Source organism: Bradyrhizobium sp. (assembly GCF_052389815.1).
In the GTDB taxonomy this organism is placed as follows: Bacteria; Pseudomonadota; Alphaproteobacteria; order Rhizobiales; family Xanthobacteraceae; genus Bradyrhizobium.
Map to the genome: position 1 here is coordinate 25,684 of NZ_JBQTHN010000062.1, position 15,252 is coordinate 40,935.

At 66.1% G+C, this 15,252-nt stretch carries 11 protein-coding genes; 7 read left to right on the top strand and 4 right to left on the bottom strand.

Features of this window, described 5'->3' with window-relative positions:
- Positions 1 to 20: 20 nt before the first annotated feature.
- Complete coding sequence (locus ACT4OC_RS11045) at positions 21 to 1,850, top strand: carbamoyltransferase family protein (RefSeq protein ID WP_444839031.1); 1,830 nt, start codon at positions 21 to 23, stop codon at positions 1,848 to 1,850.
- Positions 1,851 to 2,011: 161 nt separating this feature from the next.
- Here ACT4OC_RS11045 and ACT4OC_RS11050 read toward each other — a convergent pair whose 3' ends face one another.
- On the bottom strand, positions 2,012 to 3,463 hold the full coding sequence (locus tag ACT4OC_RS11050; protein ID WP_444839021.1) for an FAD-binding oxidoreductase: 1,452 nt from the start codon (positions 3,461 to 3,463) through the stop codon (positions 2,012 to 2,014).
- A 107-nt stretch (positions 3,464 to 3,570) separates the two neighbouring features.
- Between ACT4OC_RS11050 and ACT4OC_RS11055 the strand changes: the two genes are divergently transcribed.
- Positions 3,571 to 4,266 carry a winged helix-turn-helix transcriptional regulator gene (locus ACT4OC_RS11055; protein ID WP_444839022.1) on the top strand — a complete coding sequence of 232 codons (696 nt, stop codon included), beginning with the start codon at positions 3,571 to 3,573 and terminating at the stop codon, positions 4,264 to 4,266.
- A gap of 88 nt (positions 4,267 to 4,354) precedes the next feature.
- Here the strand turns inward: ACT4OC_RS11055 and ACT4OC_RS11060 are convergent, their stop codons facing one another.
- On the bottom strand, positions 4,355 to 6,112 hold the full coding sequence (locus tag ACT4OC_RS11060; protein ID WP_444839023.1) for a caspase family protein: 1,758 nt from the start codon (positions 6,110 to 6,112) through the stop codon (positions 4,355 to 4,357).
- A gap of 247 nt (positions 6,113 to 6,359) precedes the next feature.
- Here ACT4OC_RS11060 and ACT4OC_RS11065 point away from each other — a divergent pair, with 247 nt between their 5' ends.
- Positions 6,360 to 6,614 (top strand): DUF3551 domain-containing protein, encoded by a 255-nt coding sequence (locus tag ACT4OC_RS11065; protein ID WP_444839024.1) that lies wholly within the window; start codon positions 6,360 to 6,362, stop codon positions 6,612 to 6,614.
- A gap of 149 nt (positions 6,615 to 6,763) precedes the next feature.
- Here the strand turns inward: ACT4OC_RS11065 and ACT4OC_RS11070 are convergent, their stop codons facing one another.
- Together ACT4OC_RS11070 and ACT4OC_RS11075 are read right to left on the bottom strand one after the other, a co-directional pair.
- Positions 6,764 to 8,356 (bottom strand): DHA2 family efflux MFS transporter permease subunit, encoded by a 1,593-nt coding sequence (locus tag ACT4OC_RS11070; RefSeq protein WP_444839025.1) that lies wholly within the window; start codon positions 8,354 to 8,356, stop codon positions 6,764 to 6,766.
- Between the two features lie 80 nt (positions 8,357 to 8,436).
- Positions 8,437 to 9,738 (bottom strand): HlyD family secretion protein, encoded by a 1,302-nt coding sequence (locus ACT4OC_RS11075; RefSeq protein WP_444839026.1) that lies wholly within the window; start codon positions 9,736 to 9,738, stop codon positions 8,437 to 8,439.
- Positions 9,739 to 9,927: 189 nt separating this feature from the next.
- On the opposite strand from ACT4OC_RS11075, the gene ACT4OC_RS11080 reads away from it, so the two are divergent.
- From ACT4OC_RS11080 to ACT4OC_RS11095, 4 genes are all read left to right on the top strand, one after another.
- Entirely contained in the window at positions 9,928 to 10,563 is a 636-nt protein-coding gene (locus ACT4OC_RS11080; RefSeq protein WP_444839027.1) for a TetR/AcrR family transcriptional regulator, read from the top strand.
- A gap of 222 nt (positions 10,564 to 10,785) precedes the next feature.
- A complete protein-coding gene (locus ACT4OC_RS11085) occupies positions 10,786 to 11,436 on the top strand; it encodes a TetR/AcrR family transcriptional regulator (protein WP_444839028.1) in 651 nt (216 codons plus the stop codon).
- Positions 11,433 to 14,123 carry a molybdopterin-dependent oxidoreductase gene (locus ACT4OC_RS11090; protein ID WP_444839029.1) on the top strand — a complete coding sequence of 897 codons (2,691 nt, stop codon included), beginning with the start codon at positions 11,433 to 11,435 and terminating at the stop codon, positions 14,121 to 14,123. The genes ACT4OC_RS11085 and ACT4OC_RS11090 overlap by 4 nt, the downstream gene beginning before the upstream one ends.
- Complete coding sequence (locus ACT4OC_RS11095) at positions 14,120 to 15,037, top strand: FAD binding domain-containing protein (protein ID WP_444839030.1); 918 nt, start codon at positions 14,120 to 14,122, stop codon at positions 15,035 to 15,037. Before ACT4OC_RS11090 ends, ACT4OC_RS11095 begins: the two co-directional genes overlap by 4 nt.
- Positions 15,038 to 15,252 lie beyond the last annotated feature (215 nt).

Consider the following 15,252-nt stretch of genomic DNA (forward strand, 5'->3'; position numbering starts at 1 on the left):
GCGACGCGATTTCGTTGACGATGCGAATCCTCGGTATCTCCGCCTTCTATCACGACAGCGCCGTGGCGCTGATCGAGGACGGCCGCATCGTCGCCGCCGCGCAGGAGGAACGCTTCACGCGGAAGAAGCACGATCCCTCCTTCCCGCACAACGCCATCGCCTGGTGTCTCACTGAAGCCGGCGTCGCCGCAGAAGCGCTCGACCATGTCGTGTTCTACGACAAGCCGTTCCTGAAGTTCGAGCGCTTGCTCGAGACCTATGTCGCGCTGGCGCCGCGCGGCTTTGCCTCCTTCAAGATGTCGATCCCGCTCTGGCTGAAGGAAAAGCTGTTCCAGAAGAGCCTGCTCACCGACGAACTGAAGAAATTCGCGCCCGAGTTCGACCGCACCAAGCTTCTGTTCTGCGAGCACCATCTGAGCCACGCGGCATCCGCCTTCTATCCCTCGCCGTACGAGAATGCCGCGGTGCTCACCATGGACGGCGTCGGCGAATGGGCGACCACGTCGGCAGCGATCGGCAGCGGCGGCAAGCTGGAGATCTTCCAGGAGATCCATTTCCCGCATTCGCTGGGCCTCCTGTATTCCGCCGCGACCTATTACACCGGCTTCAAGGTCAACTCAGGCGAATACAAGGTGATGGGACTCGCGCCCTATGGCGAGCCGAAATACGCAAAGCTCATTCTCGATCACCTGGTCGACCTGAAGCCGGACGGCTCGTTCCGCCTCGACCTCTCCTATTTCGACTACTGCACCGGCTTCACAATGACCAACGAGCGCTTTGCCAAGCTGTTCGGTCAGCCGGTGCGCACGCCCGACCAATTGCTGACGCCGTTCCACATGGATGTCGCGGCCTCGATCCAGGCGGTGCTGGAAGAAGCGGTGCTGCGGATGACGCGCAGCCTCGCGAAACAGTCCGGATCGCGCAATCTCTGCCTTGCCGGCGGCGTGGCGCTGAACTGCGTCGCCAACGGCAAGGTGCTGCGCGACGGCCATTTCGACAATATCTGGATCCAGCCGGCCGCGGGCGATGCCGGCGGCGCGGTGGGCGCTGCGCTGTCCGCCTATCACGGCTTTGCCGGACGGCCGCGAAAGCCGAACGGCGCCGACGGCATGGCCGGCGCCTATCTCGGCCCGCAATATTCGCAAGCCGACATCGAGCGGCGGCTGACCACGGCGCGCGCAAAATTCGCCGTGCTCGACGAAGCCGCGATGATCGACGCGACCGCACAGGCGCTCGCCGACCAGAAGGCCGTCGGCTGGTTCCAGGGCCGCATGGAGTTCGGCCCGCGCTCGCTCGGCGCGCGCTCGATCCTCGGCGATGCCCGCTCGCCCGCCATGCAGAAGAACCTCAATCTCAAGGTCAAGTACCGCGAGAGTTTCCGCCCCTTCGCGCCCGCCGTGCTGCGCGAGGACGTCGCCGACTGGTTCGACCTCAAGTCCGACAGCCCCTACATGCTTGTTGTCGCCGACGTGCGCGAAGATCGCCGCCGCCAGATGAGCGCGGAGGAGCAGGCGCTGTTCGGCATCGACAAGCTGAACGTGTCGCGCTCGGAAATCCCGGCGGTGACGCATGTCGACTACTCGGCCCGCATCCAGACCGTGCACCGCGACACCAATCCGCTGTTCCACGGCCTCCTGACCCGCTTCAAGCAGCTCACCGGCTGTCCCGTGCTGGTCAACACCAGCTTCAACGTCCGCGGCGAGCCGATCGTCTGCACACCGGAGGACGCTTTCCGCTGCTTCATGGGCAACGAGCTCGACGTGCTGGTGGTCGGCAACTGCGTGCTGCAGAAGAGCGAGCAGGACCCGGCGCTGAAGCTGGACTACAGCGAGGCGTTCGAGCTTGATTGATGTGGCGGCGTCGGCCACTCGTGGCAATCCAACTATGCACGGATCGCGTGAGGACGCTCTTTTACTGAGCGTCCCCACGCTGTGTACGCGTTCGCGGCGAGCCTCCGCCGAAATCCGAGCGCTCGTAACGGATTCTGCGGCGCCCTCCCGACATCCGTGCGTCAATGAGGACGCGCCCTAGAGCCCCCGTGCGTGCCGGCGCTGGGACGGATGTTCTGATTGTGGTGGAAGACGTTCTCGGGGTCGTACGTGGTCTTCACGCCCACCAGCCGGTCGTAGACGGAGTCGCCGTACGCCTCGCGGACCCGGTCGGGGTCTTCGTCGCCGCCGAGGAAGTTGACGTAGACGCCTTCGCGGAAGCGGCCGAGGGCGGCGAGGAACCCCCTCGTCCAGGCCGTCTCCCTGTCGCCGAAGTTCTCGCCGGGCCGCCACGCAGCGTGGACGATGATCGCGTGCGACGCTTGCCGGTTCCCGAACGCGGTCGCGCCCTCGGCAACCCGGCTCACCGCCCCCTTCAGATGGAACATTGCCACGTACGACCGCGGCGACGAGCACGAGAACGCGTGCCCGGCAATCACGTCGATGAGGTCGTCGCGGAGCGCAGGGAGGTGGGTTGCCTTCCAGTAGTAGTTCCAACCGTGGAGGACGGTCGAGTCGAGCGCGCTCTGGAAGGCCACGTACGGCTTGGGCGCGGCCAGATCGAGGAGAGGAGTCCGAAATGCGCGGAGCGGGCGGAGCGCCTTCTCACCATCCTCGATCGGCCCGGCGTAGCACGCGCCGACCATCACCACCGGGCGCCAGTGCAGACTCTCGGGGATGACCGGTAGAGGCGGCGCGGTGCAGAATTTTACGACCGTGCCGAGTTCGTCGGGAGCATCGCGGACGAAGTCGCGGTAGAAGCGGAGAACCTCCCCGGCGTCGGTTGCGTCCCAGAGGATTGGCCCGGCCAGGACGGTGGGCCCGACGGAGTGAAGGCGGAACTCGAACGAGGTGACCACGCCGAAGTTGCCGCCGCCGCCTCGTAGCGCCCAGAACAGGTCGGGATGCTCGTCCTCGGACGCCCGCAGCAACCGGCCGTCGGCCGTTACGACGTCGGCGGCGAGCAGATTGTCGATGGTAAGGCCATGCTTGCGCATCAGCCAGCCGACGCCGCCGCCGAGGGTGAGTCCGGCGACTCCGGTGTGGCTCACGATTCCGCCCGTGGTGGCCAGGCCGTGCGCCTGCGTCTCGTGGTCGACGTCGCCCCACAGCGCGCCGCCCTGCACCCAGGCTCTGCGGCCGGCGGGATCGACTCGCACCCCGCGCATCGCCGACAGGTCGATGACGATCCCGTCGTCGCACACGGCGGCACCCGCTACATTGTGGCCTCCACCCCGTATGGCGATCTCCAGATTGTGATCGCGGGCGAAACGCACGGCCGCGACCACGTCGGCGGTCCCGATGCATCGGGCGATCAGGTGCGGACGCCGGTCAATGGCACCGTTCCAGACTGCACGGGCGATGTCGTAGTCGGCGTGGTCGGCACTGATTAGCCGGCCTCGGAACCCGTCGAGCTCCACGACGGTTGGCTGCTTGCTGCGGTGGCCGATCTCCGCGGGCATTGGTGTGGTCATGGTGTCCTCCTCTCTTCGAGAGGACCGGATCGGACCACGACGAACTACCGCCGTATAGTCAAGAAACTGGACTTCAAAGCCGACGACGGGTGTGGGACAATGGCCGCATGAGGACGTATGGCCAATATTGTCCCATCGCCCGTGGCGCCGAGATCTTCGCCGAGCGCTGGACTCCGCTGATCATCCGCAATCTGTACGTCGGCTGCGGAAGCTTCGGTGAAATCCTGGAAGGCGCGCCCGGGCTCTCCCGTACCATGCTCTCGCAGCGGCTCAAGCAGCTCGAACGGGTCGGTGTCGTCGAGTCCTTACCCAAGCCCGACGGGCGCGGACACCACTACGAACTCACCTCCGCGGGCCACGACCTCTTCGCCGTCTGCCAGTCGCTCGGCGAGTGGGGTGCGCATTGGCTCGAGATCGCCCCCCAGCACCTCGACCCCTTTGTTGCCCTCTGGTCGATGTGCAACGCGCTCCGCCGGGACCGCCTCCCGGATCGACGCGTCGTCATCCGTTTCGACTTCACCGGCCGCCCGCGCCGGGAACGCTACTGGCTGCTCATCGAACTCGGGGACACCGAGATCTGCAAGACGAACCCCGGCCTTGACGAGGACCTCTACATTACCGCGGAGGCCGAAGCATTCGTCAAATGGCACGCTGGCCAGCTGACATGGGCCCAGGCCACACGCGAGGACCGCATCCAGCTCGACGGCGACCTGTCGCTTATAAGAGCCTTCCCAACCTGGAACGCCCGCAGCATGTTCGCCCACATCAGACCGGTCTCCCGCGCCGCAGGCAGCGCAGGCTGAAGCCTCGATGCGGCCTCGCACGATGGATTGATGTGACGGCGCCGCGCCGGCAGGGGCGCCGAACGTCCGCCCGCCGGTATCGGCAATACTATTGCGCGCGATTGGCCGCGATCGGGTTCGACGATTGCAGCGCCCTGAGCGCTGCGAACGTGTCGGCGTCGAATTCGCCGTCGGTGCGCCCCCTGTAGAATCCAAAATCCCTCAGCAACTCCTGCACCTTTCCCTTGGTGTCGGCGTGCCAGGAGCCGTGCAGCTCGAAGAGGCTCTTTCGCGCGTCATCGGAGCCCATTCGATAAGCGTTCAGGAGATACTCTGCCGCCTGCTTCGCATTGCGGTCCACAGTCTCGCCCCGATCCAGGACCAGCGCGTAGTTGCGCATGCCGCTCGGGTGGCCGGCGGCTGCCGCGCTTTCGAACCAGCGGGCCGCTTCTCTACTATCCTTCGCTACGCCCTCTCCACTCTCGTAGAGATAAGCGAGGTCCGACATGGCAACGCCAAGCCCCTTGTCGGCGGCCTGGCGGAACCAGAACGCTGCCGTGCGCATGTCTTGCTTGATGACGGCGCCCGAGTAATACGACACGCCGATCCGCCACATCGCCGCGGGGTAACCGTCCTTGGCCAGGTCGAGCAGGATGTCGACGCCGTACACTTTGTCGATCTTGGTCGGCGATTGCAGCAAGGCACGCGCCATCTGGGCCCGCAGGCGCGGCGTCGAGGGATCCTGCAGGATGGCGGCGATGCAGGCCGGCACAGCTTCCTTGACGTTGATGTTTTTCAGCGCGACCCGCGGGGCACGCGAGTCGGGAATGTCCGCCCCATAGCTGGCGAGACGGTCGCAGTTCGCCACCGCATTCGGGTTCGCCCAATTGGCGGCGGCGCTTGCCAGCGGCGTTCGCTTGCCGAGGTATTCGCTGAAGGCGCGGTTGTTGAACACCGGACGGGCCGCGCCCGATGAGGGAGTGGCGGCGGCGACTTGCGGCGGCCTGGACGGCTGAGCTGCTGCAGGCGGCAAATTCGGGTCGCCCTTCGCTGGCGCGCCGCCATCGGCGGCAAGATACAGCTGGCCGATGATCTGGTCGTAATAGGCCGGCACCTGGGTGTGGCCTATGGTCAGCGAAAGGTCGCGCACCGCCACCTGAACGGACTTTGCAACGGCCGTGAGCGGGTAATTCCTCTTTCCGATCTCCTTGAGGAAAATGCGCGTAAACACCGAATTCGGATCGAGATCGGTGCTGGACATGCGGTCGAGCGCGGACTGCCCGACGCCCGCGGAGTAGAGCACGAACACGCCTTCGGGCGGAGCGCCCTGCGCAAGCCCGCGCGCGCCTCCAAGGCTTCTGGTGCCGCTCGCCTGGAACGGATTGTCGCGGCATGCGTCCAGGACGAAGACCGTGGCGCGGGCGCCGCGGTCCTGCAGATCCGAGATGACTTTGTCGGTTGCAATGGCCTCGCCGGTGAGAAGGCTTTCCTGCCCCTGCCTTGCCGGCGGCACATCGGTCGGAAGGATGTAGTTGATGCCGCGGATCTCGATGCCGTGCCCGGCATAGTAGAGGACCGCAAGATCCCCCGGCGCGACCCGGTCCATGAAAATAGAGAGCTGCCGAACGAAATCGCGGCGGCCGACGTCGGTCGCGAGCTGGACCTGAAAGCCGAGCGCCTCCAGCGTGGCAGAGACGGCACGGGCATCGTTGACGGCCCGTTCCAGCCTCGACACGCTCTCATAGGCATTGTTGCCCACTACAAGGGCGATGCGCTTCTCCGCGCTGGCAGGGCCCGGCAACAACGCCGCAGCAAGTGCGAAAACCGGCAAGATCGGGCGAATTGCCGAAACAACGGCCGATAGCATGATGCCGTCCTGCAAGAATGCGGCGGTAATGCCGCGCTACCCAGGGCCTGTGAAAATCGATGGCCGGCAACAAATCCGGTTCAGGGCGCAACATCTTAAGGCTCAAATCGGGATTGTCGAGGAGGAGCAAGCCCGCAGACCCGGGCGTCCGCTTCCGGCGGCGGCCGATCTGGCGCAATCGCGGTGGACGACATATGTCGGCTGTAAGAACGCGCTACGGCCGCCAAACAGCTTGAAGGAGATGGCGATGCGCATACTTCGTTGGATGATCCTGGGCAGCGCGATGATCCTGGCGGCTGCCCCTGCCACGGCCCAAACCTACAATTCCAAAGGCCCGGTCTGTCTGCAGAAATGGCAGTGGGGCGGCAGCTACTACTACGACTGCTATTATTCGTCATGGGATCAGTGCCGGGCGGCGGCGGTAGGACTTGCGGCGATGTGCGTGGAAAACCCGTACTGGCCGCGAGCGCGCTCGAAATTCTCCGGCGGCATTCCGCGCTGATCGGCCGATACCGGCCCGGGTTTTTGCGCGCTAAAGCGGGATGGTGTTTGGTTGAATCGCACGTCCGGCAGACTCGCTTCACCTCTCCCTTCGGGCCCCTTCGGGAGAGGTGAACCGTGGGTGCCAGTTCAACCTTATCTCATCGCGCTTTAATGCCCGCCATCGCCGCCGCCGAGCAGCGCCGCTGACGGCTTGTTCAAGAGCAGCACCAGCAGGCTCAAGGCCAGATAGAAGACCGTCAGCAGGTAGAAGGCATCGCCATAGCCCATGACGGCGGCCTGGCGGTGCACGATCTGCGACAGCTGCTTCAGCGCCATCAGCGTCGCATCGCCCATGCCCTGCATGCGCTGGGTGAACATGTTGAGCGTCTCGACCGCGGTGGCGTTGCCCCAGTTCACTCGCTCGTGCAGTCGCGCGATGTGCAGATCGGTGCGTTCGTTCAGCACCTGGTTGATGACGGCAAGCCCGAGCGCACCGCCGAGATTGCGCATCAGGTTGAACAGGCCGGAGGCGTTCTTCACCCGCTCCGGCGGCAGCGTGCCGAGCGCGATGGTGTTGGTCGGCACCATCGCGCACATCATGCCGATGCCGCGCAGCACCTGCGGCACGAACAGCTCCCAGAAGTCGTAGTCCTTGGTAATCCACGTCATCTGCCAGGAGCCGAGCGCGAAGACGATCAGACCGAAAGCGATGATCAGGCGCATGTCGATGATCGTCATCAGCCGGCCGATGATCGGCGCCACCAGGAACATGGTGATCCCGGAGACGAACATGGTCTCGCCGATCATCAGCGCGCTGTAGCCGCGCACCTCGGCGAGATAGCGCGGATACATGTAGGTCAGGCCGTAAAGGCCGACGCCGATGAACAGCGCGATCAGGCAGCCGATGCCGAAATTGCGGTCGGCAAACGTCGTCAGGTCGACGATCGGCTCCCTCGCCGTGAACACGCGCCAGAAGAAGGCGATCGCCGAGATCGCGCAGATCGCGGTGCTCACCGCGATCGAGGTGTCCTGCAGCCATTGATGGCGCGGCCCCTCTTCCAGCACGTATTCCAGCGTACCGAGGAAGCTCGCCATGAACGCGAGGCCCCACCAGTCGAAATGATCGAGCAGCTTGAAGTCGGGTCGGTCGAAATCGCACAGCACCAGCACGCCGATGGTGATGCCGATGCCGGGCACGATGTTGATGAAGAACAGCCAGTGCCACGACATCCAGTCGGTGATCAGGCCGCCGACCGTCGGGCCGATGGTTGGCGCGAGTGTCGCAACAAGCCCGATGATCGGGCCGACGATGTAGAACTTGCTGCGCGGGAACACCGTGTAGGCCGAGGCAAACACCGTCGGGATCATGCCGGCGCCGAGGAATCCCTGGATCGCGCGCCAGAAGATCATCTGCTCCAGCGTCGAGGCGAAGCCGCAGAAGAAGCTCGCGACGGTGAAGCCGAAGGCGGAAATCGCAAACAACAGCCGCGTGCCGAGCGCGCGCGACATGAAGCCGGACAGCGGGATCGCGATCACCTCGGCGATCAGGTACGATGTCTGCACCCACGACACTTCGCTCTGGCTCGCCGAGAGCCCTGCCTGGATTTCGTTGAGCGAAGCGGAGACGATCTGGATGTCCAGGATGGACATGAACATCCCGAACACCATGATGAGGAAGGCGAACAGCCGCTTTGGCGGAATCCGTTCGGACATCTCGGCCGGGTTCATCATGGCAGGCGTTGCAGTGGTGGCGTCAGCCATGTTCTGCGACACCCTTCGGAATCATTTTCTTGCGCATGATCTTGTCCGAAAACCGGCCTCCACTTTTCGGGATCATGCGCTTACTTCGGCTGCGTCATCCCGGGTGAATCGAGATCGGCCTCGTCGTCGGCGTCATGTGCGCCTTCGCGCGTGTCGACGGTGGTGTAGACCGACATGCCGGCGCGCAGCAAATGCTGCCTCGCCACGCTCTTGGGCACGCGGATGCGCACCGGCACGCGCTGCACGATCTTGGTGAAATTGCCGGTGGCGTTGTCCGGCGGCAGCAGCGTGAACACCGAGCCTGCGCCCGCCGAAATGCTGTCGACCACGCCCCTGAACTTGCGGAAGCCGTAGGCGTCGACCTTGATCATGACCGGCTGGCCGGGACGGATTCGCTTGAGCTGCGTCTCCTTGTAGTTGGCATCGATGAAGACCTCGTCGAGCGGCACCACGTTGCCGAGCCGCTGGCCGGCCTGGATCATGTCGCCGACATTGACGAGGCGATTGGAGAAGGTGCCGTCGACCGGCGCACGCACATGGGTGAAGTCGAGATCGCGCTCGGCCTTGGCGAGCGCGGCCTGCAATTCCTTCAGTTGCGCGCGCGCCTCGTTCTGCTGTGCCTTGGTCACCTCGACATTGTCGCGCGCGGCGTCGAAGGCAGCCTGCGCGGACCGCACGGCGGCGGCGCCCTGGTCGCGGCTAGCTTCCGAGACCTCGAACGCGGCGCGCGAGGCAAAGCCCTTGGTTGACAGCTGCTGCTGGCGCTCGAAGTCGAGCCCGGCGCGCTTCAGCACGGCTTCCGCGGAGACGAGTTGCGCCTTCGATTGCTCGACCGCGCTTTCCAGCGCGGTGACCTGGCGGCCGATGCGTTCGATGGTCGCCTGCTGGGTCGCGATCTTGCTGCGTGCGGACTCGACCGCAATGCGATAGTCGCCGTCGTCGATGCGGAAGATGACGTCGCCCTTCTTCACGAGGCTGTTGTCGCCGGGCATGATCGCCGTGATGTGGCCGGCGACGCGCGCGCCCAGCATGGTGTTGTTGGCGCGCACATAGGCATCGTCGGTCGAGACGTAGAAGCGGCCGACGAGGACGTAGTGAACGGCGTAGCTGGCAGCGGCGAGCGCGAGCAGGCCGATGATGCCGATCGCGACGAATTTGCGCTTGCCCGATTTCGGCGCGGCGGCCGCGGGCGCTGCCGCCGGCGCGCCGGCGGGCTTCTCTGCTGGCGTTGCGTTCGGCGATTCAGGCGCGTGACGTTTGGCCTCTTCCGCAACGTGGCGGAGCTGCTCGAGTCCGGGCGAAGCATGGCCGGACGCGTTGCCCTCCGCGGTTTCGGCATCGGGCCGGATCGCGCGGGCGGCCTGGTCTCTGGTCGCGGCCATTCCGGCCTCCTCACAAACGGTGTCGCGACACTGACCAAAGCCCGGACGGACCCTCGCCACTTTGTCGGCGCTCAAATTATCATTGACCGAACGGTTCGGTCAATCTAGTATTATCGCCAAACGGACCATACGGTCGAATTCCTTCCACCCCCTTCGCAGTCGCGGAATCTTTCCCCGGAAGCTGAACCAATGGTTGCAAGCGCTCCAAATTTGCATCCGATTTCCGGCGAGGAGGAAAGCGCCAAGCGCCGCCAGATTCTCCAGGGCGCGCGCAAGGTGTTCATGGATCTCGGCTTTGACGGCGCCAGCATGGGCGAGATCGCCCGCGCCTGCGGCGTTTCCAAGGGCACCCTTTATGTCTACTTCGCCGACAAGTACCGCCTGTTCGAGGCGATCGTGGAAGAAGAACAGATCGAACAGAGCCGGACCGCCTTCAATTTCGATCCCGCACGCGACGTCGAGACCACGCTACGCGAATTCGGCCGCGCCTATATCGGCGTGCTGTGCCGTCCCGGCGGGGGGTCCGCGATCCGCACGGTGATGGCGATCGCCGAGCGCATGCCCGAGGTCGGCCGCCGCTATTATGAAAACGTATTGGACTTGAGCATCACGCGCCTCGCCACCTATCTCGAGGCGCATGTGAAATCAGGCGACCTCGACATTCCCGACTGCCGCCTCGCCGCCTCGCAGTTCATGCTGACGTGCCAGGCCGGCCTGTTCCTGCCCTTCGTCTTCCAGGCCGCACCCGCGCCTTCGCCTGCGCGCATCGGCGAAGTGGCCGACAGCGCCGTGCGGATGTTTCTGGCGGCGTATCGGGCGAAGTGAGCAACCGTCGAGTGAAGTAACCACGACCGTCATTGCGAGCCAACGGGTCCGCGCAAAGCGCGGCCCGATGACAGGCTCAGCGAAGCAATCCAGCTTTGCCGCAACAAAGGAAGCTGGATTGTTTCGTCGCTTCGCTCCTCGCAATGACGGCGGAGCCGGCGCATATCCAACAATCCCAAAACCGTGATTTGACGTTTTGACCGTAAGTGTCAAATTCGTCAAATGAGCCCGCGCGACCGCATTCTCGACGCCGCGATGACGGTGTTCCGCCGGCATGGGTTCCGCCGTTCCTCGATCGAGGAGACGGCGGAGGCCGCAGGCCTGACGCGGCAGGCGCTCTATCATCATTTCAAGTCGAAGGAAGCGCTGTTCCGCGCGGTGATCGAGCGCGTGCATGACGGCGCGCTCGCCGATGGCGCTGATGCCGCCGAGCGCGCAGAGGCCGCGGGCAAGCCGCTCGCCGCCATCGTCGTGGCGCAGGTCGCCGCGCGGCTGCGGGCGTTCGTCGCCTCCTTTGACGGCTCGCCGCACGTCGAGGAGCTGTTCTCCGAACACCTGATCCACGCGCGCGATCTCTATCAGCATTATTCCGCCTTGCATGACGCGCAGGTGGCCGCCACCATCGCACGCACGGTCAGGCGCCAGAAGCTGACGCTGGTCCCCGGCATGACCGCGGCGAAGCTGGCCCGCTATGTCGAGCTTGCGGTCACCGGCACGAAGTCCGCCTATCCGTCGATGCGGCCCGCCGACGCCTTCCTGCGCGATGCGGAGGCGATGCTGCGCACGCTGATCGCCGGCGCCATCGCGCCATCGAAGCCGAACAAGCCAGCATCCGCCCGTCCCGTCCGCCGCAAAGCAGGAGCCCGGAAATGAGCACCATGACGATCAACGGCAAATCCGCCGCGCTTCCCGACGATCGCGATGCGATGCTGGTCGATGTCATCAGAGACAATCTCGACCTCACCGGCACCAAGCTGGTCTGCGGCTCGGGCGTCTGCGGCGCCTGCACGGTGCTGCTCGACGGCGCGCCGGTGGCAAGCTGCCTGATGCCCGCGCAGGCCGCTGCCGGAAAATCCGTCACCACGGTCGAGGGCATCGCCGCGAAAGGCATGCATCCGATCCAGAAAGCCTTCATGGCGCACGACGCGCTGCAATGCGGCTTCTGCACGCCCGGCTTCATCGTCGAGGCGGCGGCCTTCCACGATCGCTGGCGCGCGGCCAACGGCACGGCTGCGCCGTCGCGCGAGGAGATCGGCGCGGCGCTGTCGGGACACCTGTGCCGCTGCGGCGCCTATGACGGCATCTTCAGCGCGGTTGCCGCCGCCTGCGCCGGCCAGTTCGACGGCAAGGACGTGCAGCCGCCGCGCGTCGAGGCCGGCGCCAAGGTAACGGGCGCGGCCAAATACACCGTCGACATCAGGCATGATGGGCAGCTCGAAGGCGTCATCCTGCGCTCCAACGCGGCGCATGCGAAGATCGGCAATGTCGACCTGGCGCCGGCGCTCGCCATGCCGGGCGTCGCGGCGGCGGTCTCGCTGCTCGCCGACGACGGCGTCGTGCGTTTCGTCGGCGCGCCGATCGCGGCGGTCGCAGCCACGGACCGCAAGGCCGCGCTTGCCGCCATCGACGCCATCCGCCTGTCGAGCCAGCCCCTGCCGGCCGTGGTCGGCCTCGACGACGCGCGCGGCTCCGATGCGCCCGTCGTGTTCGACAGGTCGAGCCGCAAAAAGGCCGGCAACGTCTCGGAAGGCGCCGGCGGCCCCGCGCCATGGAAGGGAAATCTGCGCGGGCCTTCCAACGCGTTCTCGCTGAAGGCGAAAAAGGCGCGCAACTGGATCGGCGGGGCGCGCGAGGCGCGCGACCCGCTGCTGGTCGAGGCGACGTTCCGCACCCCCACGCAGCAGCACACCTGCCTCGAGCCGCATGCCGCGGTTGCCCGCTTCGACGGCGACCGCCTCACCGTGCACGTCTCGACCCAAGCCGTGTTTCACCTGGCCGAGCTGATCGCCAAACGCTTCGGCATCGCGCACGACAAGGTGCGCGTCATCGCCGACCACGTCGGCGGCGGCTTCGGCTCGAAGGCGAGCTTCGGCACCGAGACCATTGCGGCGATTGAGCTCGCGCGCGCCGCAAAGGCGCCGGTGCGGGTCGTGTTCGACCGGCATGAGGAGCTTTCCGTCACCGGCTACCGGCCGGCGGCCGAGATGAAGATCGCGCTGCTGCCATCGCCGGAAGGCGCGCTGAAGGCGTTGACGTTCAACGCGTATGCCGACACCGGCGCCGCCACCAACTCCACGCTCGCCGGGCTGGCGCGCCTGATCTATCCGGCCGAAGCGAAGGAGCTCGCCGATTTCGACGTCGTCAGCAACCTGCCGCCCGGCGCGCCGTTCCGCGGGCCCGGCGGACCGCCGATGGCATTCGCGCTGGAGCAGGCCGTCGACGAAGCCGCGCTCAAGATGAAGGTCGACCCGATCGCCTTGCGCAAACGGTGGGACACCAATCCCAACCGCCGCAGGCTCTACGACTGGGCGTCGAATCTCGAGGTCTGGAAGAGCCGCAAGAGCGCGGCGGCGCAGACCGGCCGCTATCGCCGCGGCGTCGGTGTCGCCAGCGGCTTCTGGCTCTATATCTGGCAACCCGGGTCTTCCGTCGAAGTCGCCGTCAAGGGCGGCCGCCTCATCGCCAGCAGCTCGACCCAGGACATCGGCCAGGGCAGCCGTACCGTGATCGCCAACACCGTCGCACGCGAGTTCGGAATAGAGCCGCATGAGGTGGAGGTGCGGATCGGCGATTCCCGTCTGCCGGAAGGTCCCGGCGCCGGCGGCAGCCGCGTCACGGCCTCGGTGATTCCACCGACGCTGATCGCCGTGCAGAAGCTGAAGGCTGCGATCGAGCGCAACGCGAAGCAGAAGCCGGCGCCCGGCTCGAACGCGCCGTGGCGCGAGCTGCTCGCGGCCTCGCCCGATCTTGCCGCCTCCGGCGTGCGCCCCGAAGACGCCAGGCCATCCTCGCCCGACGTGCGCTCGCCGCTGCGGGAGGCCGGCTTCATCGGTATCATCTTCGGCTGGATGATGCGTCGCTTCTCCAACCTTGCGATCGGCGCCGGCGTGCCGAGCTCGGTGCAGGTGGTGGAGGTCGAGGTCGACACCTGGCTCGGCCATGTCCGGGTGCTCAACGTTCACACCGGAATTGCGGTCGGCAAGATCGCAGCGCCGGCGCTGGCGCGCAGCCAGGCGACCGGCTCGGTCATCCAGGGCATCGGATATGCGCTCTACGAGGCGCGCGAGACCGATGCGCGAAGCGGCCATGTGCTGACGTCGAACCTGGAGGACTACCGCATACCGGGGATCGCCGACACGCCCGAGATCGACGTGCATTTCGACGAAGCCGGATTCGAGCATGTGATGGGCGGCAGCGCCGGAATCGGCGAGGTCGCGACCGTGCCGACTTCGCCGGCGATTGCGAACGCGATTCGTGATGCCATCGGCATCCGGCCGACGGAAATGCCGATCACGCCGGCGCGCATTATCGCCGCCCTCAACGCAAGGAGCGCAGCATGAGCGAGACAGCCACCATGGGGATCGCGGGCGAATTCCGCGCCGCCGGCACCGACCTCTCCGAGCGCCGCCGCACCGGCGTGTCGAAAGGTCCCGTGATCGATCTCGTCCTGCCCGGCGATGACGGCATCGTCTGGGGCGGCGACGGCGCCGCCACCATCGGCGCGTTCGCCACCATCGCAACCATCGCCGCTGACAAGCGCATCGAGGACGGCTATCCCGGCGTCGCCGCCACCGCGCTCGGGCTGGCCACGCCGCAGATCCGGCATCTCGCCACGCTCGGCGGCAATCTCGCGCAGCGTTCGCGCTGCTGGTATTTCCGCAATCCGCACATCGCCTGTCTGAAGAAGGGCGGCAGCGACTGCCCGGCGCGGCCCGGCAATCATCTCTACCACGTCGCCTTCGATCGCGGCCCCTGCGTCGCGCCGCATCCGTCCTCGATGGCCTGCGCGCTGCTCGCCTACGAGGCGACGGTGACGACCGACCGCCGCAAGGGAATCTCCGTCGCAGAATTGCTCGGCGATGGCTCCGACGGCCGCGCCGATCACGCGCTGCAAGCGGGCGAGACGATCCGCAGCATCGCGCTGCCCCCTCCGCTCGCGGGCGAGCGCGCCCGCTACAAGCGCGCGATCAGCCGCAGCTATGCCGAGTGGCCGCTGGTGGAAGTCTGCGCGCGTGCGGTGATCGCGGACGGCGCGCTCAAATCCGTGCGCATCGCCGCCGGCGGCATCGCGCCGAGGCCGCTGCGCCTCACCGCAGCGGAAGCCGCGCTCGAAGGCCGGCCACCGACGGAGGCGACCATCGCCAACGCGGCCAGGCTCGCCACCGACGGCGCCAATCCGCTGCCGATGACGGGCTACAAGCTCGACCTGTTGCGCGGCCTGATGCGCGATCTCCTGACGCAGATTGCAGCTTGATCGACTGCGTAGGTACAGGATGGGTTGAGCCCTTTGCGAAACCCATCACGCTTGTTGCGCAGGGCATGATGGGTATCGCTTTCGCTCCACCCATCCTTGTATCAGCACGACCTGCTAAGGTGTGAGGGTTCCGCAAGGAATGGCCCGGCCTGGGTGGCCACCCGGACCGGGCCGCTGACCGTTGGATCGTAACCCATCGAAGCATCGTGAGCTGA

Bases quoted from the DNA above. Each gene is read 5' to 3' on its own strand.
- ACT4OC_RS11045 (WP_444839031.1), top strand. From the start codon at position 21: ATGCGAATCCTCGGTATCTCCGCCTTCTATCACGACAGCGCCGTGGCG.
- ACT4OC_RS11050 (WP_444839021.1), bottom strand. From the start codon at position 3,463: ATGACCACACCAATGCCCGCGGAGATCGGCCACCGCAGCAAGCAGCCA.
- ACT4OC_RS11055 (WP_444839022.1), top strand. From the start codon at position 3,571: ATGAGGACGTATGGCCAATATTGTCCCATCGCCCGTGGCGCCGAGATC.
- ACT4OC_RS11060 (WP_444839023.1), bottom strand. From the start codon at position 6,112: ATGCTATCGGCCGTTGTTTCGGCAATTCGCCCGATCTTGCCGGTTTTC.
- ACT4OC_RS11065 (WP_444839024.1), top strand. From the start codon at position 6,360: ATGCGCATACTTCGTTGGATGATCCTGGGCAGCGCGATGATCCTGGCG.
- ACT4OC_RS11070 (WP_444839025.1), bottom strand. From the start codon at position 8,356: ATGGCTGACGCCACCACTGCAACGCCTGCCATGATGAACCCGGCCGAG.
- ACT4OC_RS11075 (WP_444839026.1), bottom strand. From the start codon at position 9,738: ATGGCCGCGACCAGAGACCAGGCCGCCCGCGCGATCCGGCCCGATGCC.
- ACT4OC_RS11080 (WP_444839027.1), top strand. From the start codon at position 9,928: ATGGTTGCAAGCGCTCCAAATTTGCATCCGATTTCCGGCGAGGAGGAA.
- ACT4OC_RS11085 (WP_444839028.1), top strand. From the start codon at position 10,786: ATGAGCCCGCGCGACCGCATTCTCGACGCCGCGATGACGGTGTTCCGC.
- ACT4OC_RS11090 (WP_444839029.1), top strand. From the start codon at position 11,433: ATGAGCACCATGACGATCAACGGCAAATCCGCCGCGCTTCCCGACGAT.
- ACT4OC_RS11095 (WP_444839030.1), top strand. From the start codon at position 14,120: ATGAGCGAGACAGCCACCATGGGGATCGCGGGCGAATTCCGCGCCGCC.